This is a genomic window from Burkholderia sp. BCC1208 (assembly GCF_902833095.1).
Lineage (GTDB): Bacteria > Pseudomonadota > Gammaproteobacteria > Burkholderiales > Burkholderiaceae > Burkholderia.
The window spans coordinates 363,393-384,088 of record NZ_CADFDY010000007.1 but is presented as its reverse complement, the minus strand read 5'-3'; the positions used below and the strand labels follow the sequence as shown (position 1 = coordinate 384,088).

At 69.1% G+C, this 20,696-nt stretch carries 18 protein-coding genes; 9 read left to right on the top strand and 9 right to left on the bottom strand.

What is annotated here, in order from left to right; translation table 11 throughout:
• Positions 1-182: 182 nt before the first annotated feature.
• The 3 genes from HWX09_RS18995 to HWX09_RS18985 all read right to left on the bottom strand — a co-directional run bounded on the left by HWX09_RS18995 (position 183) and on the right by HWX09_RS18985 (position 2,261).
• Positions 183-947, bottom strand: coding sequence for a hypothetical protein (locus HWX09_RS18995; protein WP_027781003.1), 765 nt, complete (start codon positions 945-947; stop codon positions 183-185).
• A 51-nt stretch (positions 948-998) separates the two neighbouring features.
• Positions 999-1,607: an acyl-homoserine-lactone synthase gene (locus HWX09_RS18990; RefSeq protein WP_027781002.1), complete on the bottom strand. Its 609-nt coding sequence runs from the start codon at positions 1,605-1,607 to the stop codon at positions 999-1,001.
• A 210-nt stretch (positions 1,608-1,817) separates the two neighbouring features.
• A complete protein-coding gene (locus HWX09_RS18985) occupies positions 1,818-2,261 on the bottom strand; it encodes a DUF4902 domain-containing protein (protein WP_027781001.1) in 444 nt (147 codons plus the stop codon).
• 73 nt (positions 2,262-2,334) lie between these two features.
• Here HWX09_RS18985 and HWX09_RS18980 point away from each other — a divergent pair, with 73 nt between their 5' ends.
• The gene (locus HWX09_RS18980) at positions 2,335-3,054 is read left to right on the top strand and encodes an autoinducer binding domain-containing protein (protein ID WP_027781000.1); all 720 of its coding nucleotides are present in this window, start codon (positions 2,335-2,337) and stop codon (positions 3,052-3,054) included.
• 54 nt (positions 3,055-3,108) lie between these two features.
• Here HWX09_RS18980 and HWX09_RS18975 read toward each other — a convergent pair whose 3' ends face one another.
• The 6 genes from HWX09_RS18975 to HWX09_RS18950 all read right to left on the bottom strand — a co-directional run bounded on the left by HWX09_RS18975 (position 3,109) and on the right by HWX09_RS18950 (position 10,018).
• Positions 3,109-3,816 (bottom strand): MgtC/SapB family protein, encoded by a 708-nt coding sequence (locus HWX09_RS18975; RefSeq protein WP_027780999.1) that lies wholly within the window; start codon positions 3,814-3,816, stop codon positions 3,109-3,111.
• Positions 3,817-4,118: 302 nt separating this feature from the next.
• Complete coding sequence (locus tag HWX09_RS18970; RefSeq protein WP_027780998.1) at positions 4,119-5,663, bottom strand: TolC family protein; 1,545 nt, start codon at positions 5,661-5,663, stop codon at positions 4,119-4,121.
• Positions 5,650-7,701: an FUSC family protein gene (locus tag HWX09_RS18965; protein ID WP_027780997.1), complete on the bottom strand. Its 2,052-nt coding sequence runs from the start codon at positions 7,699-7,701 to the stop codon at positions 5,650-5,652. The genes HWX09_RS18970 and HWX09_RS18965 overlap by 14 nt, the downstream gene beginning before the upstream one ends.
• Entirely contained in the window at positions 7,682-8,731 is a 1,050-nt protein-coding gene (gene mdtN, locus HWX09_RS18960) for a multidrug transporter subunit MdtN (RefSeq protein ID WP_027780996.1), read from the bottom strand. The genes HWX09_RS18965 and mdtN overlap by 20 nt, the downstream gene beginning before the upstream one ends.
• Positions 8,728-9,021 (bottom strand): hypothetical protein, encoded by a 294-nt coding sequence (locus HWX09_RS18955; RefSeq protein ID WP_012339766.1) that lies wholly within the window; start codon positions 9,019-9,021, stop codon positions 8,728-8,730. Before HWX09_RS18955 ends, mdtN begins: the two co-directional genes overlap by 4 nt.
• Before the next feature lie 355 nt (positions 9,022-9,376).
• The gene (locus tag HWX09_RS18950) at positions 9,377-10,018 is read right to left on the bottom strand and encodes a LysR substrate-binding domain-containing protein (RefSeq protein WP_080681264.1); all 642 of its coding nucleotides are present in this window, start codon (positions 10,016-10,018) and stop codon (positions 9,377-9,379) included.
• On the opposite strand from HWX09_RS18950, the gene HWX09_RS18945 reads away from it, so the two are divergent.
• The 8 genes from HWX09_RS18945 (at position 9,948) to HWX09_RS18910 (ending at position 20,675) form a co-directional block, all read left to right on the top strand.
• A complete protein-coding gene (locus tag HWX09_RS18945) occupies positions 9,948-11,093 on the top strand; it encodes a metallophosphoesterase (RefSeq protein WP_027780995.1) in 1,146 nt (381 codons plus the stop codon). The genes HWX09_RS18950 and HWX09_RS18945 overlap by 71 nt on opposite strands.
• A 159-nt stretch (positions 11,094-11,252) precedes the next feature.
• On the top strand, positions 11,253-11,852 hold the full coding sequence (locus HWX09_RS18940) for an alpha-ketoglutarate-dependent dioxygenase AlkB (RefSeq protein ID WP_027780994.1): 600 nt from the start codon (positions 11,253-11,255) through the stop codon (positions 11,850-11,852).
• Positions 11,853-12,157: 305 nt separating this feature from the next.
• The gene (locus HWX09_RS18935; protein ID WP_027780993.1) at positions 12,158-12,364 is read left to right on the top strand and encodes a hypothetical protein; all 207 of its coding nucleotides are present in this window, start codon (positions 12,158-12,160) and stop codon (positions 12,362-12,364) included.
• 296 nt (positions 12,365-12,660) lie between these two features.
• On the top strand, positions 12,661-13,092 hold the full coding sequence (gene gspI, locus HWX09_RS18930; RefSeq protein WP_027780992.1) for a type II secretion system minor pseudopilin GspI: 432 nt from the start codon (positions 12,661-12,663) through the stop codon (positions 13,090-13,092).
• Positions 13,076-13,738 (top strand): prepilin-type N-terminal cleavage/methylation domain-containing protein, encoded by a 663-nt coding sequence (locus HWX09_RS18925; RefSeq protein WP_027780991.1) that lies wholly within the window; start codon positions 13,076-13,078, stop codon positions 13,736-13,738. Before gspI ends, HWX09_RS18925 begins: the two co-directional genes overlap by 17 nt.
• A 191-nt stretch (positions 13,739-13,929) precedes the next feature.
• Positions 13,930-16,152: a tetratricopeptide repeat protein gene (locus tag HWX09_RS18920; RefSeq protein ID WP_027780990.1), complete on the top strand. Its 2,223-nt coding sequence runs from the start codon at positions 13,930-13,932 to the stop codon at positions 16,150-16,152.
• A 42-nt stretch (positions 16,153-16,194) separates the two neighbouring features.
• Positions 16,195-18,438: a tetratricopeptide repeat protein gene (locus HWX09_RS18915; RefSeq protein ID WP_027780989.1), complete on the top strand. Its 2,244-nt coding sequence runs from the start codon at positions 16,195-16,197 to the stop codon at positions 18,436-18,438.
• Positions 18,435-20,675, top strand: coding sequence for a tetratricopeptide repeat protein (locus tag HWX09_RS18910; RefSeq protein ID WP_027780988.1), 2,241 nt, complete (start codon positions 18,435-18,437; stop codon positions 20,673-20,675). Before HWX09_RS18915 ends, HWX09_RS18910 begins: the two co-directional genes overlap by 4 nt.
• Positions 20,676-20,696: the final 21 nt, after the last annotated feature.

The following is a 20,696-nucleotide window of genomic DNA, read 5'->3' as shown; positions in this document are numbered from 1 at the left end:
CCCGCAATCCACGCAGGCAATAAAAAAGCCCGCTGCTTGAGCGGGCTGAATCCATGTTTGGAGACATGGAGGAGACAGACGTAAATTTAAGGGAAAACCCGAACGTTTGCAAGCCCTTCGTTGTATCCGCACAACCGGCGCGCGCGAGGCATGCCGCATGGCGGTGCGCGGCATGGCCTCATTCACATGCCGGCGGCCCGTGCGTGCGCCGCGAACGCGCCGAACCGCTCTTGCGCGACGGGCAGCGCGTATTTGCTGCGCATTTCCGTCTCGATCCATGCACACGCCTCACGCGCGCAGTCGGTCAATGCGTGCCGCGTCGCATGCCCGTCGATGTCGTAGACGAAACGCACGCCGACTTCGTCATCGTCAACCTGTCGTTCGAGCTGATTGAGCTGTAGTTGCGGCCCGTGCTGTTGCGATAGCGCGCGTAGTTCGTCGAAGTGATATTCGAGCCAGTCGGCGAAGAACAGCGCGTCGCTGTGGCACGGCAGGCGGAAAGCCGCGCTGCGCGACGGGCGCGCGGCGGGTTCGCCGGCCGCCGCATGCGGCTCGCGGTCGATCGCGATGGGCAGATCGACCGGCGCGAGCGGCTGCCGGATCCGCCGGTACGGCTCGCGATCGCGCAACGCGTGCCACAGCAATTCGTCGCCGGCGGCGCCGGATGGCTGCATCGTCAGGTCGTGCCGGCCGTCGCCGGTCGCGACGATGTCGCGGATCACGAGGCGCAGCGAGCACAGCGGCTCGTCCGCGACCAGCAAGGTTGCCGGGCGCGGCAGCCCGCACACGAGCGGCGCGGCGCCGGCGGCGCGAAACACGAGCCCGCGGCGATCGAGCCGCACGAGCGGCAACGGCCTGGGAAACGACGGATAGGCGACCGCGATGCGGGCGCCGCTGATGCTCGTCAACCCGGGCATCATCGCGCGAAAGACCTGGGACTGGTCCACGTTGATTCTCCTTCGTTACGATGCCGCCCGGACGGAAACATGCATTCCGGCTCAGGCGGCGATAGCTGGCCGGGCGGCTAGCCCCGGCTCGATTCCTAATGCCGCAAACGTTTGCGGATCGATGTCGATCCAGCACGCGACCACCAGACGTCCGTCCACCTGCTTCGGCGGGCCTGCACGGTGCGCGTGTATGCCGATCCGGCGGAACAGCCGCTCCATGCTCGCGAACGTCACGCCGATCAACTGTCGCGCGCCGAGCTGCGCCGCGCATTCGACGACGGCAGCAAGCATCGGGCGCACGGCCCACTCGGCGTTGCCTGGCCCGCCTTCGTCGTCGGTCGCCGCGAATCGGGACAACTCCCACACGGCGGCCGATTGCGGCAGCGGCATGTCCTCGGCGACCAGGTCGGCGAACAGCGACTTCAGCAGATACGGGCGCGTCGTCGGCAGCAGGCGCGCGCATCCGCACATGTCGCCGTCGGCGTTTCGCGCGAACACGTAGACGGTATCGTCGCGATCGAACTGGTCACGCTCGAAACTTTCGTTCGCCGATGGGAGCGCCCAACCGAGCTGTTCGACGAACACGCGGCGCCGATAGCGCCCGAGATCCACCGCGAGTTCGTGTGGCAACCGCCCTTCCTCGTGAACGAAGGTCTGCATGGATGTCCTCGGATCTGTGCTTTTGTATGCATCCATTACAGCGCGCGGCACGAGGAGCCTGTAACTGGTAACTCTTACAGGGTGACGGCGTAAAGACGCCATTTGCGTGGTGGTAACGGTTTCTTGATCGACGGGATTGAAAACCGGGCCGCTTTTGCTTATAAAGACCGCCAGTCTCGCAAAATCGTCAGAGGAATGCGCGGCCGGTTGTCACTGAAGCGTCGGACCGGCATGATAGGCGTCGTTGTGCCCGAGCAGGGCCGACGCGACCGCGGCAGGCCAGTCGATGGCGGCGAGCCGCGCGGCGAGCGCGGCGGCCGTGCGGAACATGCCGATGTCGGCGCCCTTGGCGTCGATGGCCATCACGTTGCTGCGGACGTCGCCGCCCGCGATCACGAACGTGCCTGTCGCGCGTTCGAGGTACCAGTCCCAGCCGACCGTCACGTATGCGACGCCGGCACCGGCCGCGCGATGCCATTCGGTATAGCCGGCGAGGCGGGCGTCGATCGCGTTGTCGCGCAGTTCGGCCAGCAGCGAGGGATCGAGGCCGCTCGCGACATGGTCGAGCACGAGCGTGGCCAGTGCGCCTTCTGACAGGCGTACGTAGCCGTCCGGGGACGGGCCGGGGACAGGGTGCAGCAAGGGTGAAGTCATGCGCGGAATGTATCAGCCTCGAACGGGTGCTGGAACCTGACAAGTATGACAGCGTGACGTTGTCGGAGAAAGAATGGAACTGCGCTGGCAGGATGCCTATCAACAATTCAGCGCCGCGGAAGACGAGCAGCAGCTCTTCCAGCGGATCGCCGCCTATTCCAAGCGGCTGGGATTCGAATACTGCTGTTACGGCATTCGCGTACCGTTGCCCGTTTCGAAGCCGGCGGTCGCCATCTTCAATACCTATCCGGGCGGCTGGATGGCGCACTATCAGGCGCGGAACTATATCGAGATCGACTCGACGGTCCGCGATGGCGCGCTCAGCACCAACATGATCGTCTGGCCCGACGTCGATAACATCGACCCATGCCCGCTGTGGCAGGACGCGCGCGATTTCGGACTGTCGGTGGGCGTCGCGCAGTCGAGCTGGGCGGCGCGCGGCGCGTTCGGCCTGCTGAGCATCGCCCGTCATGCCGACCGGCTGACGCCGGCCGAGATCAACATGCTGACGCTGCAGACGAACTGGCTCGCTAACCTGTCGCATTCGCTGATGAGCCGCTTCATGGTGCCGAAGCTGTCCCCCGCGGCGGGCGTCACGCTGACCGCGCGCGAGCGCGAGGTGCTGTGCTGGACGGCCGAGGGCAAGACCGCGTGCGAAATCGGCCAGATCCTCAGCATCTCGGAGCGGACGGTCAACTTCCACGTGAACAACATCCTCGAGAAACTCGGCGCGACCAACAAGGTCCAGGCGGTCGTCAAGGCGATCTCGGCCGGGCTCATCGAAGCGCCGTGACGTGACGTGACGCGACGCGACGGCGGCGCCGGATGCGGCAGCCGCCGTCGCGGCTCATTCCATCATCGGCTCCGCTTCCTTCGCGGTCCAGCTCACGCTGGAAATGCTTTTCTCCATGCTCATCCGGCTCGCGATCTGCTCGAGCTTCTGCTGATCCTTCGGATGCAGCTTCAGCGTCGCGGTCACCTTCAGCCGGTCCGGTTGTTCGGGCACGTCCTCGCTCGTGAGGCTCTGGAACGACAGCGGCTTCGCATACATCGCGTTCGACAGCAGCGTGCGGATGTGCACTTCGTCGGCGGCGAGGCAAATCACGGTGATCTGGTATTCGCGCACGAGGTCGGCATTCGAGACGGGCGTCGCGTTGATGGCCTGGCTGACGCCGCGCAGCACCGTATTGGTGAGCAGCACGACGCCCGTGCCGGCGAGCGCGGGCACGTAGTGACCGGAGCCGGACAGCACGCCGACGGCGGCCGAGCACCAGAGCGTCGCGGCCGTGTTGATGCCCTGGATCGAACCCTTGTCGCGCATGATCACGCCGCCGCCGAGAAAGCCGACGCCCGACACGACGTACGCGGCGATCTGCGTGACGCCCGCGACGCCGTTGCCGGTCAGCACGCCGAGCGTGACGAACAGGCACGCGCCGCTCGCGACGAGCGTGATGGTGCGCAGGCCGGCCGTGCGCTGGCGCATCTGGCGCTCGAGGCCGATGGCGACGCCGCAGGCGAACGCGGTGAAAAGACGGAGTGCGAAATCGAAAGTCATGGTTGTCCTGCCGTGCAAGAAGCGCATGCCGGCTCGCGTCGCCGCGGCGCAGGCCGAAGGCGACGCGGCGATGGCCGTCATCGCGCGGTACTGTACCGCGCGAATGCGTCATTCAATGTGAAACGGATGGCGTGCGGCTCGCGGAACGCGAGCCGGGGCAGGAGAACTGCGGCGGACAGGCGTTCAGGCGGCAAGCGGCGCACGCAGCGGAGTGCTGCAACTGTCCACGATGGTTCCTGAAGGAAGAATGGGCGGCATTCTAGTGGGCGGCGCGCGCCCGCGTCAACCGCCTTGCGGCGGCGCTACTGCGCCGAACCGATCGTGCCCGTCGCGAGCGCGAGCGCGGCGGCGGCCGACAATGCGCCGGCATAGCTGTCGACTTCCGCGTTGCGCGCGGCGAGCAACTGGCTTTGCGCGATCGTCGCGTCGGTGACGGAGCCGACGCCGTTCCGGTACGCGGTCAGCGCCGCGTCGTAGCTCGTTTGCGCGGCATCGACGAGCGCCTTCGCGGCATCGTGCGACGCCAGGCTCGTCTGCACCGCGTTCTGCGCGGCGACGACCTGGCGCACCGCTTCCTCCTTGGTCCGCGTGAGGCGCGCGGATGCGCTTTCCGCGTCGTTGCGCGCCTGCATCAGCACGGCCGAGCGCAGGCCGCCGTCGTACAGCGGGATCGTCACGCCGAGGAACACGCCGCCGCCGTAGCGGCTGCCGTTCAGGTTGACGGTCGGCGCCTGGTCGCCGATCGCGGGCAGCGCGGAGATGGCCGTGCCGCCGCTCGCATACGACGTCGACGCGGACAGGAAGATCTTCGGCATGAACGCGGCTTGCGCCGCCTTGATCTTCGCGCGATTGGCCTTTTCGACCGCGAACGCGCCCTGCAGATCGGGACGGCGCGCGATCGCGTCCGAGACGATCGCGTCGACCGACGAGCCGAGCGCGGGCGGCAGCGACCGCTTCGGCAGCGCGGCGATCGTCGGCTTCGACAGCGGCGAGATGCCGAGCGCGGAGACGAGGGCGAGGTAGCTGTCGCTTTCGGCGCCGTTCGCCTGCACGAGCGCGAGGTTCGCCTGCGCGCGGTTCTGCGTCGCCTGGGCGAGCTCGACGACCGTCCCGACGCCGTGCTTGAGCCGCGCGCGGGACGCCGCGAGGATCGCATCCGCGTTCGCGAGGCCCTGTCGTGCGCTGAGGGCGCGCGAGCGTGCGGCGTCGTAGCGGTAATAGGAGACCGTCACGTCGTGGATGACCTGCTGGTGCACGGCCGTGAACGCGACGTTGGAAGCGATCGATGCCTGTTCGGCCGCTTCGACGCGCGCCGCGCGGCCGCCGAAATCGAACAGCAGCCATTGCAGCGACAGCGCCGAAATCGTGCCGTGCACGGTGGTGTTGCTGGACGAATCGCCGAGGATCGTCGACGTCGAGCCGTGGTTCGCCTGGTACGCGCCCATTGCCGTCGCCGACAGGCGCGGCAGATACGCGGACTTGGCGAGGCCGACCGCGAGCGCCGCGTTGCGCGCGTCGTTCCATGCGATGCGGGTCAGCGGGTTCGCGGATTCCGCGAGATCGATCAGTTCGGGCAGCGTGTACGCATGCGCGGCATCGAGCGCGGCCGGCGCCGAAACCGACGCGAGCGCCGGCGATGCAGGCAGCGTGTAGTCGTGTGCACCTTGCGCGGAAGCGCGCGGCGGCGCCGCCACGATGTCGCCCGCGGCCGACGTTTGCGGCTGCCACGGGCGGTCGGACGCCTCCGGCGCCAGATCGATCGACGACGTCGCGCAGCCGGCCAGCGCGACGGCGGTCGCGAGCGCGGCGGCGGCGATCGAGGCGGCCGGCGGTTCAGGTAGACGCATGAGGGGCGGGCTCCTTCGGTGTGGCTTGACGGGCGGCGTCGGCGATATGGGCGAGCCGCGTGTCGATCAGGTTCAGCAGCGCGTCGCGCGCGGGGTCGGCGGGGGCGGCGCCCGACGGTGGCGCCGGGGCATTCGTGCGGGGCGCGGTTTCGTCATCGCCCGGCGCGGTCACACGCGCGAGTCGCGCGCCGATCGCCGCGTCGCCGGGCTTGCGTTCGGCGAGCAGGAACAGCGGGCCTTCGATCGCACCGAGTTCCGCGAGCGCGCGCCGCCGGGTGGCGAGCCACGTCGCGGCCGGCCGCACCCACGACGGTTCGTAATGGATCAGGCCGAGCTCCTGCGAGATCGCGCCGTGGCGGGCGAACGCTTCGGCGGCCAGCGCGCGCCGTTCGGCCGGCTGCGCGATCTGCGCCACGCGGCGCCACTGGTCGAGCAGCGCCGCGAGCGTCGTGTCGATCTGCTTGGCGATGCTGACCGGCCAGATGCGCGTGAACACGAGATACACGACGACGTTGCCGAGCAGAATGCCGATCGTGCGATCGCGCGCGAGCGTCAGGTCGAAGCCGGGGCCCGCGCCCTGGATCACGCACAGAAAGAACGCGAACGCGACCTGGAAACCCGCGTACGCGATGCGCGGCGATCCGAACGCGACCCACGCGGACAGCCACGCACCGATGAAGACGAGCGCCATCAGTTCGCCGATCGACGACAGCGACGGGACGACGAACACGAGCGCGGCGGTGCCGATCAGCGCGCCGACGATGCAGCCGGCGATGCGCAGCGTGAGCTTCTCGACCGTTTCGGCCGTCGAGCCGAGCGACACCATGTAGCAGGTGATGAAGCAGGTATGGATGCCGGACCAGTCGAGCTGCGAGTACAGCAGGTAGCAGAACATGGCGGCGGCCGTCGTCTTCAGCGCATAGCGGATGTGGTCGGGGTTGGTACGCGCGTCCGGTGCGAAGAAGCCGCGCGGGGCGGGTGGTGCGGTGGCTTCCGCCGGTTCGTCGGCGGCGCGGGTGTTGGCGGTATCGGCGGTGTCGGTCGATGCGGCCGGTGCGTCGATTGCGGGCGGTTGCGCGAACTGCGTGATCGCGGCGTGCAGGTCCGTCGCGACGACGCGTGCGAGCGGCGGCAGTGCATCGGCGGCCGGCAGCGCGAGCGTCACGTCGACCGGATAGCCTCCCTGTTCGAGGATCGCGGCCATCTCGTCGAGCGTCGTCGCGATCGGTATGGCGAATGCGTCGGGCAGCCGCGCTTCCGGTTCGCGATCCGCAAGCGCGACCGCGACGAGCAGCGCGGTGCTCGACGCGACGGCCTGCCGCAACGCGGCGACATCGGCGCCCGACGACGAGCCTTCGAGTTTCGACAGCTTGAGCCACGTGAGCAACTGCTTGTCGCCTTCGCGCAGGCTGGCGTCGAACGCGGCGCGCGCGTCGTCGTCGCCGCGCAGCCGCCGCGCGGCGAGCCGCAGCCGCTTCGCGAGCTGCGCGTGCGCGAGCGTGCGCGGCGACGGCGCGATCAGCAGGTTGACGACGATCGCCACGCCGACCGGGATCGCGACCATCAGCCATGCATAGAGCAGCGCGCGCGTTGCCGCTTCGCCGACCGGCGCCAGGCCAAGCTGGTCGAGCCCGAAGCCGACGATCATCGCGAGGATCGCGCCGATCGGGCGCAGCTTGCTGGCGGACGTCAGGTAGAGCAGGCCGACCGACAGCACGGCCATGCACGCGACGCGCAGCACCGAATACTCGATGCTGAAGATCGCGACGCCGATCACGAGCGCGATCACGAGCGTGACGAGCAGCAGCATGGCGACCGCGAGCACGGCGCTCGTCACGCGATCGGCGCGGTTCAGGAAGAACACGACATACGCGGAAATCGCGGCTTCCGGCGTGCCGTATCCGCTCGTCACGAGCACCACGAGCGCACAGATCAGCGCGACGCGCACGGCCATGGCCGTGCGCCCCGGAAACGGCGCGAGCAGCCGCAGGACTTCGCGCGGGCCCGGCGAGCGGACCTCAGCGGCAGGCTGAGCCATGCCGGACCTCGACGATCGCGCTCGCGCCGACACGCACGAGCTTGCCGTCGGGTTCGTCGAGCTTCACGCGCACGGGGAAGCGTTGCGCGACGTGCACCCAGTTCACCGAGCGCTGCACGATCGGCAGCGAGCGCGGCAGGTTGATGCGGTCGCTGTCCGCGATGCCGGCGCCGATGCCGACGACCTTGCCCGTCATCGGGCGGTCGCGGTCGATCATCGAATAGACGGTCGCGCAGTCGCCCACCGCGATGCGATTGAGCGACGTCTCGCGGAAATTGCCGACCGCGAACCATTCGCTCGCGTCGATCAGCGTGAAGATCGACTGGTTCGGCGCGAGGGTTTCGCCGGGGAGCACGCTCAGGCCCGTCACGAGCCCGTCGTGCGGCGCGCGCACGACCGTATCGTCGAGCGCATGCTGCGCGCGGGCCAGCGCGGCTTCGCGTGCATGCAGCGTCGCGATCGCGTCGGCGTCGTCGCCGATCGTCTGCGCGGACGCGCGCTGCTGCTCCTGCGCCTGCGCGAGCGAGACGGACGCGTCGCGCTGGCGCACCTTCGCCTGGTCGAACTGCTGCGCGCTGACGTAGCCCTGCGCGGCGAGCGGTGCGAGCCGGTTCACGTCGCGCGTCGCGAGATCGTGGTTCTGCGTCGCGCGCTTGACCTGCTCGGCGGCGACGGACGCGTTCGAGCGCTCGCCGATCAGCGAGCGGCGTCGTGTGTCGAGCGACGCGCGCGCGAGTTCGAGATCGGCCTGCGCCTGCGCGACGGTCAGCCGGTACGGCACGGGATCGATCACGTACAGCAGATCGCCTTTCGCGACGCGCTGGTTTTCATGCACCGCGAGCTGCACGATGCGGCCGCCGACCGGCGACGCGACGTGCACGACGTCTGCGTCGATCGACGCGTCGTCGGTGGACGGGTAGGCCGTCGTGCGGTGGTACGCGTATGCGAGCGCGGCGATGCCGAGCGCGACGATCGCGAGCGCGATCACGCGGCCTTTGACGGAGGGGCGGGCGATACCGGTGGCCTTCATGCGAACGGCCCCGTGCCGGTGAGCCAGACGATCACGGCGACCACGAGCCCGATCGCGGTGCAGACGGCGAGCTGGTACGGCACCGTCGCGGCCCAGCCGGTCGCGACGAACACGCGGTGCGCGACGATTGCGCCGACGATGCCGACAATCGCGCTGACGAGCCACAGCGGGAAGTACGCGCCGAACAGCACGTAGGACGGCGCGCCGCGCGATGCGCAGCCCGCGAGCGGCAGGGCTGGCGCCAGGACGGCGGCGACGCGCAGAGGCGCGCGCGGCGTTGTTTTTCTCATGGTGTGACGAGCTCGACGTTGAGGGTGGGTGCCGGGCGCGGCGCAATGCGGATCGTCGCCGCGACGACGATTCCGGGATACGGAGCCGATCATAAATCAGCGCGATGCGGATCGCCAGCGATCCGGCACGCTTTCGCGGCATGGGGCGAGGCTGGCCGTGGCCGCGCCGTCGGCTATGCCGGACGGTCCCGCAGTGCGTGTCGGCAGCGATGGCCGGACCGCCGCGATTCTGCCGGCATCTGCTCGCGTAGGGTTGCTAACGGACTGTAAAGGATCGTCAGACGAAATTACGCAGCGGAATTTGCCATGCCGACGCAGTGGAATCGGCGCGCAAATCGCCGATTGCTGCTCGAACCTATCCGAATCTGGTCAGCCCGGCGCGACTGCGCACATCCGCGACGAGCAGGTCGACGAGATCGCGTGCGAAGCGCGGCAGCGCATCGGCGTCGGCTACGCAGATCGGCAACTCACGCTCGGCCCAGTCGCCTTCGAGCGCGACGAGGCGCAGCGCCATCGTCTTCGCACGACGGCGCGCGGTGCCTTCGGGCAGCACGCCGGCGTTCGCGTCGATCATCCGGCAGGCCGCCTCGAAGTTGCTGACCCGGATGCGTCGGCGCGGCATGCGCTGCATGTCGGCGGTCGCGCGTTTCAGGAAGGCGTGGATCGTGCTCGCTTCGTGCAGGCCGATGAAGTCGTGGTCGAGTGTCGCGACGAACGACGTCGATGCATGGACGCGGCGGCGGGCGGATGGCCGATTATCGGGCGAAGCTCCACAGAGCCGCACGGCGCCGCACCGCCGGCCGCGACCCGTCGTCGCGGCCGGGATCTGTGTACCATCGTGCGTATGGCGCGACGCGCGGCACCGGGCATCGCGGCCGGTGCGACGCTTGTCGCGGAAACGGTAGTGCAACGAAGGTGAAGGTTCCATGCGAAGTTTCTTTGTCCGGTTCATTGCAATCGGCGTGCTGTTCCATCTGTACGTCGGGATACGGATCATTCCCGATGCGTTCGTGTCGCCGCTCGCGCGCACGATCGCGGTGCTCGTGCTGGCGAGTTTCATCGTCCTGATTCCGGTCGGCATGTTCTCGCGCCGCTTCGACGAAGGGTGGGCGGCGACGCTGTTCGGCTGGGCCGGCGCGCTCGCGATGGGCTTCTTCTCGTCGCTGCTGGTGCTGACGTTCCTGCGCGAAATCGTGCTGCTCGGCGTGCTCGCGTGGCGGCATCTCGGGCATGACGGCGCGTGGAGCGGCGCCGCGCCCGACACGGCGCTCGGTGTGCTGGCGGCCGCGGTGCTCGTGACCGCGATCGGGTTCGTCGGCGCGCGCCGCACGGCGGCGGTCAAGCGGGTGTCGATTCCGGTCGCGGGGCTGCCGGCCGCGCTCGACGGGCTGACGATCGTGCAACTGTCCGACATCCACGTCGGGCCGACGATCAAGCGGCCCTACATCGAACGGATCGTGCGCGCGGTCAATGCACTCGACGCCGACCTGGTGGTCGTGACGGGCGATGTGGTGGACGGTTCGGTCAAGCGCCTGCGCGAACACACGGCGCCGCTCGGCGAGATGCGCTCGCGGCACGGCACCTTCCTCGTGACGGGTAACCACGAGTACTACGCGGGGGCGCATGCGTGGATCGACGAGTTTCGTCGTATCGGGTTGACGGTGCTGCTGAACGAGCACGTGCTGATCGAGCGCGGCGGCGCGCGGGCGGTGCTCGCGGGCGTCACCGACTTCACGGCGGGCGGATTCGATCCCGCCCATCGCAGCGACCCCGCGCAGGCGCTGGCCGGTGCGCCGCGCGACGTCGGCACGAAGATCCTGCTCGCGCACCAGCCGCGCAGCGCGGAAGCGGCGAACCGCGCCGGCTTTACCGTGCAGCTGTCGGGGCACACGCATGGCGGCCAGTTCCTGCCTTGGCCGCCGTTCGTGCGACTGCAGCAGCCGGTGATCGGCGGGCTGAATCGCTTCGGCGACATGTGGCTGTATACCAGCCGCGGCACCGGCTACTGGGGGCCGCCGAACCGCTTCGGCGTGCCGTCCGAGATCGCGCTGATTCGACTGACGCGCGGCTAGCAGATGGCCGGGAGGCGGCCGTGACGCGATACGAACGCGCATCGCGGTGCACGGCGGCTTCGTTGCGGCGGCGAATGAAAGCGCATGGCGGCGCCCGGCGCCGTTGGCTAGTATGCAGACATGCTCCGTTCGCTCCGTTTCTCACCCGTTCCTGCCGACATGTCGACGCCCGATCTCTTCGCTGATACGCCCGTGCCGGACGTGGACTGGTACCCGGACTGGCTTGCGCCGCCCGACGCCGATCGCGCGCTGGCCGCGCTCGTCGACGAGGTGGCCTGGCGGCAGGACACGATTCGCACGCCGCGCGGACGCATTCCGTTGCCGCGGCTCACCGCGTGGCAGGGCGAACCGGATGCTGTATACGTGTACTCGGGCATCCGCAACGTACCCGGGCCATGGACGCCGGCCGTGCTCGGGCTGAAGCATGCGGTCGAGGCGACGTGCGGCGTGCGTTTCAACAGCGTGCTGCTCAATCGCTATCGCAACGGGCTGGACAGCCTCGGCTGGCACGCGGACAACGAACCCGAACTCGGCGATGCGCCGGTGATTGCGTCGGTGAGCCTCGGCGCGATGCGCGTGTTCGATCTTCGCCACCGCGCGACCGGCGTCACGCATGCGTACCGCCTCGTGCATGGCAGCCTGCTTGTGATGCGCGGCCGCACGCAGGCCGAATGGCAGCACCGCGTGCCGAAGGCGCCGGCCGTGCAGGGCGAACGCGTGAACCTGACCTTTCGGCGCGTGTCGATGATGGGCGAATAGATCGCGCCCCGTTTTCTTGATCCACGAAAGGGTGATGCAAGCAATTGGCCGGGCGTGCGGCACGTTGCCGCACGAACGCGATGCCGGGCGGCTCGACGCGGCGCTGAGGCCCGTCCCGCAAGGCTTTCAGGTAGATTCGATCGACCGCCCGGTTCCGATAGATGAGTGAAACCTCTGATGGTGCGTCGCAACAATTCTTGAATAAACTATGGAATGACAGAAACGCGCCGGTGTGCCGGCGCGACCTTTTCGATATGCCTCCGTGCGTTGCCGATGCAGCGCGCAACGGGGCAGGAGCAAAACGCGTGACCGTACTCGACCCTTCCTTCGCACCCTCGCTGCACGTCTTCGAGCAAGACGGCGGATGGCAATGGGCGCTGACGGTGAAGCGGGCGACCGGCGTCGGCGTGAAAGTCGTGGCGTTCAGCCGGGAAGGTTTTCGCGGCGAAGCCGAGGCATACGCCGCTGGCCAGCTCGCCCGTGCCGAATATGACGCCGCCGTGATGGCCTGACGCCGTCGCGGCGATCCCGCCCGAGGATCGTCTTCACCGTTGGCCGCTCGCTGCCGGGCGGTGCTTTCCCGATCGTTTCCCGTTTTTCAGTCTTTTGCCCTGCGCGATGCGCGCATCGCGCGGGCCGGCGCGCCTGTGCGTCCGCGCCCGCCGCGCCAAATGGTCCGTACCATTCGACACGTGCGTGCCATACGTCGCGCTTAACGTCCGAGCACGGCGTCCGTCGCGCCGGCGATGCGGCCTGCGCCGCGGTTCGACCGCCGGACGCCGACCCATCGACGAGAATGATGCAGGTCATGTGCGACGACAGAACCGACTACCACCGCGATGCGCGCGGCGGACCGCGCCCGACGCGCGCGCCGGAACGGGGATTCACGCTGATCGAGGTGCTGATCGCGCTGGCGATCGTGGCCGTGGCGCTGGGCGCCGTGATGCGCGCCATCGGCGCGCTCGCGTCGGACACCGACACGGCGCGCATGCGTCTGCTCGCGTTGTGGAGCGCCGACAACGCGCTCGGCGAGATCCGCATCGCATCGACCTGGCCGTCCGTCGGCGCGAACACGTTCGCGTGCCCGCAGGGCCGCTACCGTTTCGTGTGCCGCCAGTCGGTGGCCGCGCTGCCGAGCCCGCTCGTGCGGCGCGTGACGGTGAGCGTCTATCCGTCCGCATCGAGCCGCAACGTGCTCGCCGAAGTCGTCACGGTGATCCAGAATGAAGCGCGCCGCTGAACGTCGCGGGGCCGGACGCGCTCGCGGCTTCACGCTGATCGAGATGCTGGTCGCGATCGCGCTGCTCGCCGTGATCGCGCTGCTGTCGTGGCGCGGCCTCGACGCGACGATTCGCGGGCGCGACGATATCGCGTCGAATCTGGCGCAAACGCGTCTGCTCGGCCGCTATTTCTCCCAGTTGCAGTTCGACCTGATTAACCTCGTGACGGCCGACGAGGTGTTCGGGCCGCCGCTGCGCATCCGGCCGAACGAGCTCGTGATGGTGCGCCATCTCGGCGTCGGCGGCGGACCGGCGCAGATGCAGGTCGTGCGCTACCAGCTCAAGGGGCGCGAACTCGTGCGCAGCGCGTCGCGGCCGCTCGCGTCGCTGGCCGACGTGGAGGACGCGCTGCAGCACATGGATGCGTTCGCGCGCGTGGTGGTCAGCAACGATGCGCGGACGATGCATCTTTCGGTGTGGATTCCGCCGGGCGGATGGACGACGAGCCAGACCGTCATCGAACAGAGCTATGCGCAGTTTCTCGCGCAGCACGGCGTGAGCAACTCGACGTCGATCGGGGTGCCCGTGCCGCGGGGGGTGCGCTTCGCGGTCACGATGGGGGCGCCGGCGGTTGAATACGTGCGGACGATCCCGATCGGGCAGTGAACGCGCGGTGCCGTCCGGCATATGGGGCCATTGCGCGGAAAGACGTTCCGTCCCCCTGGACAAAAAGGTCCGTAACTTTCGTCATACGGCTGTTATTGGCCGTCCGTTAGTCTCGTGACGAGCATGACCGCCGCGACCGGTTCCATTGAACCGGGCCAGCGGCGGCATCGGCAAACGGGAAGGGGGCGAACGTGACGGTCGAGCACCGGCATGAAGCATACGCGGGCGCGTCGGGGAACGATGCGCGCTGGCAATGGCAATCGGCGGCGATCCTGAGCCGCGCGCAGCAGTGGCACGGCGCCGGCCGCTTCGACGACGCCGCGCGCGAATATCTCGCCGTGCTCGCGAAGGAGCCCGATCATCCGCAGGCACTTCATCTGTACGGCGTGCTCCAATTCCAGCGCGGCGCGGCCGATCATGCCGAAGCACTGCTGCGCCAGTCGATCGCGATCGAGCCGGGCGTGCGTGCGCTGTCGGACCTCGGTGCGATCGTTGGCGAGCGCGGTCGCATCGACGAGGCGCTGGCCCATTTCGCGACCGCGCTGCGCGCGGCGCCCGACGACGTGCAGACGCTCGTGCGTCACGGCAATACGCTGATCGGGCTACGCCGCTACGACGACGCGCTGGCATCGTTCGATCACGCGCTCGCGGTGTCGCCGCTCGTGCTCGACGCCCTGTGCAATCGCGGCGGCGCGCTGCGTGCGCTTGGCCGCCTCGACGAGGCGCTCCACACCTACGACCGCGCGCTGATGGTCGATCCGCATTCGTTCGAATCGTGGTTCAACCGCGGCCTCGTGTTGCGCGAGTTGCGGCGCGCGGCCGACGCGCTGCATTGCTTCGATCGCGCCAACTCGATCCGGCCGGGTGTGGTCGCGATCATGGCCGAGCGCGGCCGCACGCTCTCCGATCTCGACCGCCTCAACGAAGCGCTTGCTGCCTTCAACGAGGCGATCGCAGCCGATCCCGCGCGGCTCGACGCGCTCTGCGACAGTGCGGCCGTGCTCGAACGGCTCGGCCGTGCGGACGAAGCGCTCGCACGTTGCGAACGTGTGCTGGCAGTCGATCCGGCCCATGCCCGCGCACTCGCGAGCCGCGGCAACGCGTTGCTGCAGCTCGAGCGTTACGACGACGCGCTCGACAGCTACGTGCGTGCGCTTGACATCGATCCGCGCGCGGCCGACACGCTGTGCAACCGCGGCACGGCGCTGCGCTACCTGAAGCGTTTCGACGCGGCGCTCGCCAGCTACGATGCCGCGTTGGCGCTCGACGCGGACTTCGCCGACGCGTGGATGAATCGCGGCAGCGTGCTGCAGGCGCTGCACCGATACGATGACGCAGCCGCTTCGCTCGATCGTGCGCTTGCGCTGAGCCCCGATCACGCGACGAACTGGCTGGCCCGCGGCAACCTGCTTGCCGACATGGGGCAGGCGGACGATGCGCTGGCCGCTTACGACCGCGCGATCGCGCTGCAACCCGATTTCTCCGGCGCGCATTGCGCGCGTGCCTCGTTGTACCTGACGGAAGGCAACTTCGCGCGCGGCTGGCCTGGGTACGAATGGCGGCTGCGCGATGCGCAGCTCGCGCGTCATGCGCGGCCGTTCACGCAGCCCGTGTGGCGCGGCGACGAACCGCTCGACGGCAAGACGATCCTGATCCATGCGGAGCCGAGCCTCGACGACACGCTGCAGTTCTGCCGCTATGTGTCGCTCGTCGCCGCGCGCGGTGCACGCGTGGTGCTCGAGGTGCAGCCGTCGATGCGCGCGCTGATGGCATCGCTCGCCGGTGCACCCCGCGTGATCGCGCGCGGCGAGCCGCTGCCAGCATTCGACTGCCATGTGCCGCTGCCGAGCCTGCCGCATGCGTTTCGCACCGAAACCGACACCATTCCGAGCCCCGCCGCGTACCTGCATGCGGACCCGCAGCGTACGCGCCAGTGGGACGCTCGGCTCGGCGCACGCCGCCGGCCGCGGATCGGGCTCGCATGGACCGGTAATCCGGAGCATCGGGACGATCGCAACCGGTCGATCGATTTCGCACGGCTCGCGCCGTTGTTCGATCTCGACGTCGACTGGTTCAGCCTGCAACAGTCGGTGCACGAACACGACGAGCCGCTGCTCGCGGAGGCCCCGATCCTGTGCGTCGACGACGAACTCGGCGACTTCGCGGATACGGCGGCACTGATCGGCGCGCTGGATCTCGTGATCGCGGTCGATTCCGCGATCGCGCATCTGGCGGGTGCGCTGGGCGCGCGCGTCTGGGTGCTGCTGCCGGATCCGCCGGAGTGGCGCTGGATGCGTGCGCGCGAAGACAGTCCGTGGTATGCGTCCGCGCGCCTCTTTCGCCAGACGGCGCCCCACAACTGGGCCGATGTGATCGACGCGGTGCGTGCCGCGATCGAGCCGATGACACGTTAGACACGACACGCGATACGAACAGCGACGAGTGGGGGCCACACGATGACATCGAACGGGGAAGGGACGACATTTGCGAGCGCGCAGGTCGCGCGGGATGGTCGTCCGCCCGACGCAGCGCTGCTCGAACGGCTGCTCCTGCGCGCACGCAAGGCACATCACGAAGGTGCGCTGCAGCGTGCGGAGAACGCGTATGCCGAATTGCTGGCGCTCGATCCCGAGCATCCGGAGGCGCTGCACCTGCTCGGCGCGGTGCGCTTCCAGCAGGGGCGGCTCGACGACGCCGAGCCGTTGATGCGGCGCTCGATCGAGCGCCAGCCGGTGCCGCTCGCGCTCGCGAACTACTCGGCGGTGCTGGCCGGGCTCGGGCGCGAGCACGATGCGCTCGCGCGCCTTGACGAGGCGCTCGCGATCAATCCGGTGCATCAACGCGTGCTGTTCCAGCGCGCCGGCCTCCTCGCGCAACTCGCACGGCACGACGAAGCGTGCGCGGTCTACGATCGCCTGCTCGAACTGACGCCCGGTTTCGCCGACGGCTATGTGAAGCGCAGCGACATGCTGCGCGCGCTCGGCCGGTTTGACGATGCGCTCGCCGACTGCGACCGCGCGATCGCGCTCGCAGGCTGCACGTTCGACGCGATGTGCGGGCGCGGGCTAGCATTGCGCGAACTCGGTCGCTTCCGCGACGCGGCGGACAGCTACGGCCATGCGCTCGCGCTGAGGCCGGGCAGCGCCGACGCGCTGTTCCTGCGCGGCGTCACGTATCTCGACTTGCACGACCCCGAGCGCGCGCTGGCGGATTTCAATGCGGCGATCGCGGCGAGCCCCACGTTCGTCGATGCGATCTTCAACAGTTCGATCGCGCTCGAACAGCTCGGCCGACACGACGAGGCATTGATGCGTTGCGACCGCGTGCTCGCGATCGATCCGCGCCATGCGCGGGCACTGGCGAACCGCGGCAATGCGGCGAGCCACCTGGGCCGATATGTGGATGCGGTCGATAGCTACGAGCGTGCGCTCGAGGTCGAGCCGGACGGCACGGGCGTGCTGTGCAACTACGCGAACGCGCTGATGCATGTCAACCGTCACGACGACGCACACGCGATGTGCGATCGTGCGCTGGCGATCGATCCGCACTACGTGCCCGCGTCGTTCACGCGGGCACGCGTGCGGATCGAAACGCATCGCTACGACGAGGCGCTCGACGATCTCGCGTGCGTGATCGCTGCGACCCCGCGCGACAAGTTCGCGCACTTTCATCGCGGCAGCGCGCTGTGCGCGTTGCGACGGCACGAGGATGCGCTGCACGCATATGCGGAAGCGATCGACATCGATCCCGACTACGCGCACGCACACTGCATGCGTTCGTTTTTGTGCCTGTCGATCGGCGATTTCGAGGCCGGTTGGGCCGAATACGAATGGCGCTGGCGCGACAGCCAGCTCGACGGCAGTCGGCGCGACTTCGCGCAGCCGCGCTGGACGCACGGGACGCCGCTCGACGGGCAGACGATCCTGCTGTATCCGGAGCAAGGGCTCGGCGACACGCTGCAGTTCTGCCGCTACGTGCCGCTCGTGAAGGCGCTCGGTGCGCGCGTCGTGCTCGAGGCGCCCGTCGAGCTGAAGGCGCTGCTCGCGACGCTCGACGGCGTCGACGTGCTCGTCGCGCGTGGCGACCCGCTCCCGCCGTTCGACCTGCATTGCCCGCTGCTGAGCCTGCCGCTCGAATTCCGAACCGATCTCGCGTCGATTCCGGCCAGCGTGCCGTACCTGCGCGCCGATCCCGCGCGCGTCGAGCGCTGGCGCGCACGCCTGGGCGCGGCCTACCGGCCGCGCATCGGCCTCGTCTGGGCCGGTAACCCGCTGCACCTGAACGACCGCAATCGCTCGATCACGCTCGCCGACCTGTTACCGCTGCTCGATGACCGTTATGAATGGATCAGCCTGCAGAAGGTGATCCGCGACGAGGATCGCCCGACGCTCGACGCGAGCGCGATCCGCTTCGTCGGCGACGAACTGACGGATTTCGCGGAAACGGCCGCGCTGACCGATGCGATGGATGCGGTGATCAGCGTCGATACGTCGGTCGCGCACCTGGCCGGCGCGCTTGGCCGGCCGCTCGCCGTAATGCTGCCGCACACGCCCGATTTCCGCTGGCTGCTCGATCGCGACGACAGCCCGTGGTATCCGGACGCGCGATTGTTCCGCCAGCCGGAAGGCGGCCAGTGGGCGCCGGTCGTCGAGCGGATCCGTGCCGCGCTATTGGCGCTGGTGATGGGAGCGGTGCGATGAGCACCGCGCAGGCACCGGCGTTCGGTGCAGGCGCCGCGTCACTGCGGGCCGCCGTCGACGATGCGCTGCGCAACGCGCGCGCGCGGCTCGAGCAGCGCGATTTCGCGGGTGCGGAACGGCTCTACGAGGGCGTGCTGGCGATGATGCCCGACCAGGTCGAAGCGTTGCACCTGCTCGGACTCGTGCATCTGCAGCGCGGCGACCCCGTGCGCGCAGAGCCGCTGATCGCACGGTCGATGCGTCTCGGGCTGAACCAGCCGTGGAATTTCGCGAATCATTCGGCGGCGCTGACGGGCACGGGCCGTCATCGCGAAGCGCTCGACGCCGCCGCGCAGGCGCTCGCGCGCGATCCCGGCCATGCACCGGCACACGCGGCGCGCGGCGACGCGCTGCACGCACTCGGCCGCCATGGCGAAGCGATCGGCGCGTACGATCTCGCGCTGACGCGCGAGTCCGGCCGCGCGGCGACATGGGTCCGACGCGGTGAGGCATTGCGCGCGATCGGTCGGCCCGCCGACGCGCTGATCAGCATCGAGCGCGCATTGCGAATCGATCCGGACGATGCGGCGGCGCTCGCCGAGCGCGGCCATGCACTGCGCGCGCTCGGTCGCGGCGACGAGGCGCTGCATTGTTTTCAACTCGCGATGGTCGTGCGCGGCAAGACTCTCGATCTCGTCTACGCGTGCGGCTATACGCTGATCGAACTGGGGCGGCCGGCCGAAGCGCTGGCGTGTCTCGACGAAGCGCTTGCGCGGTCGCCGGACGATACGCAACTACTGTTCGTGAGCTGCGTCGCGCTCGACCTGCTGCATTTGCGTGACGAGTTGCTGAAGCGCAGCGACCGGCTGCTGGCGCGCGACCGCGACAACGTCGGCGCGTGGGTCGGGCGCGGCAACGCGCTGCTCGGGCTGCGGCGACACGAGGAAGCCGCGCATGCCTACGGCGAAGCGCTCGCGCGCGCACCGGCCGATTTCGACGCGCTGCGCAATCGGGCCGGTGCGCTGCGCGCGTTCGGTGCCTACGAAGAAGCGCTCGCGCATTACGACCGTGCGCTCGAATCGAACGGCCCCCACGCGGAAGTGCTGTGCAACCGCGCGATCACGCAGCAACTGCTCGGCCGCTACGACGATGCGCTTGCCAGCTATGCGGCGGCGGCCGGCGCACCGGGCCGCACGGCCCAGGAGATCTATGCGCGCGCGGTCGCGCACCAGCAGCTCGGCGACTACGAAGCCGCACTCGCCGATTTCGCGCTGGCCTGCGTGCGTGATCCGAATCATGGCGTTGCGCGCCGGTCCGAGGCGTTCTGCCGCCTGGTGATGGGCGATTTCGACACCGGCTGGCGGCAGCACGAGGCACGCTGGGACGCCGCCGACGTGACGCTGCACCGGCGTCATGCGGACCGCCCGCAATGGACGGGCGACGAACCGCTCGCGGGCCGCACGCTGCTGCTGCATGCGGAGCAGGGCTTCGGCGACACGCTGCAGTTCTGCCGCTACGCGAGCCTCGCGCACGCACGCGGCGCGACCGTGCTGATCGACGCGCCGGCCGCGCTGGCCGACCTGCTCGGCACGCTGCGCGGCGTGAGCCGCGTCGTCGTCGACGGGCAGCCTGCGCCGGCGTTCGATCTGCATTGCCCGATGATGAGCCTGCCGTTCGCATTCCGCACGATGCTCGAAACGGTGCCGGCCGACGTGCCGTACCTGCATGCCGACGCCCGGCGGCGCGCCGCGTGGATCGAACGGTTCGACACGATCACGCCGTCGCGACGATTGCGGGTCGGGCTCGCATGGTCGGGCAATCCGGCCCACGCGAACGATGAAAACCGGTCGATGACGTTTGCCGCGCTCGCGCCGCTGGTCGCACTCGACGCGACGTTCGTGAGCCTGCAGGTCGGCGTGCGGGAGCGCGACGCCGAAGCGTTCGGGGCAAGCGGCGTGCTGTCGTTCGAGGCGGCGCTGACCGATTTCGCGGAAACGGCCGCGCTCGTCGACACGCTGGATCTGGTGATTGCCGTCGATACGTCAGTCGTGCACCTCGCAGGTGCGCTCGGCCGGCCCGTATGGGTGCTGCTGCCGCGCGTGCCGGACTGGCGCTGGCTGCTCGAACGCGACGACAGGCCGTGGTATCCGACCGCGACACTGTTCCGGCAGGAGCGACCCGGCGACTGGCCGGCGCTGGTCGAACGCGTCGCGCACGCGCTCGCGGCCCGCATCCGCACGCACCGCGAAACGGCGTGACCGGCCGACTGTGACAAAAGC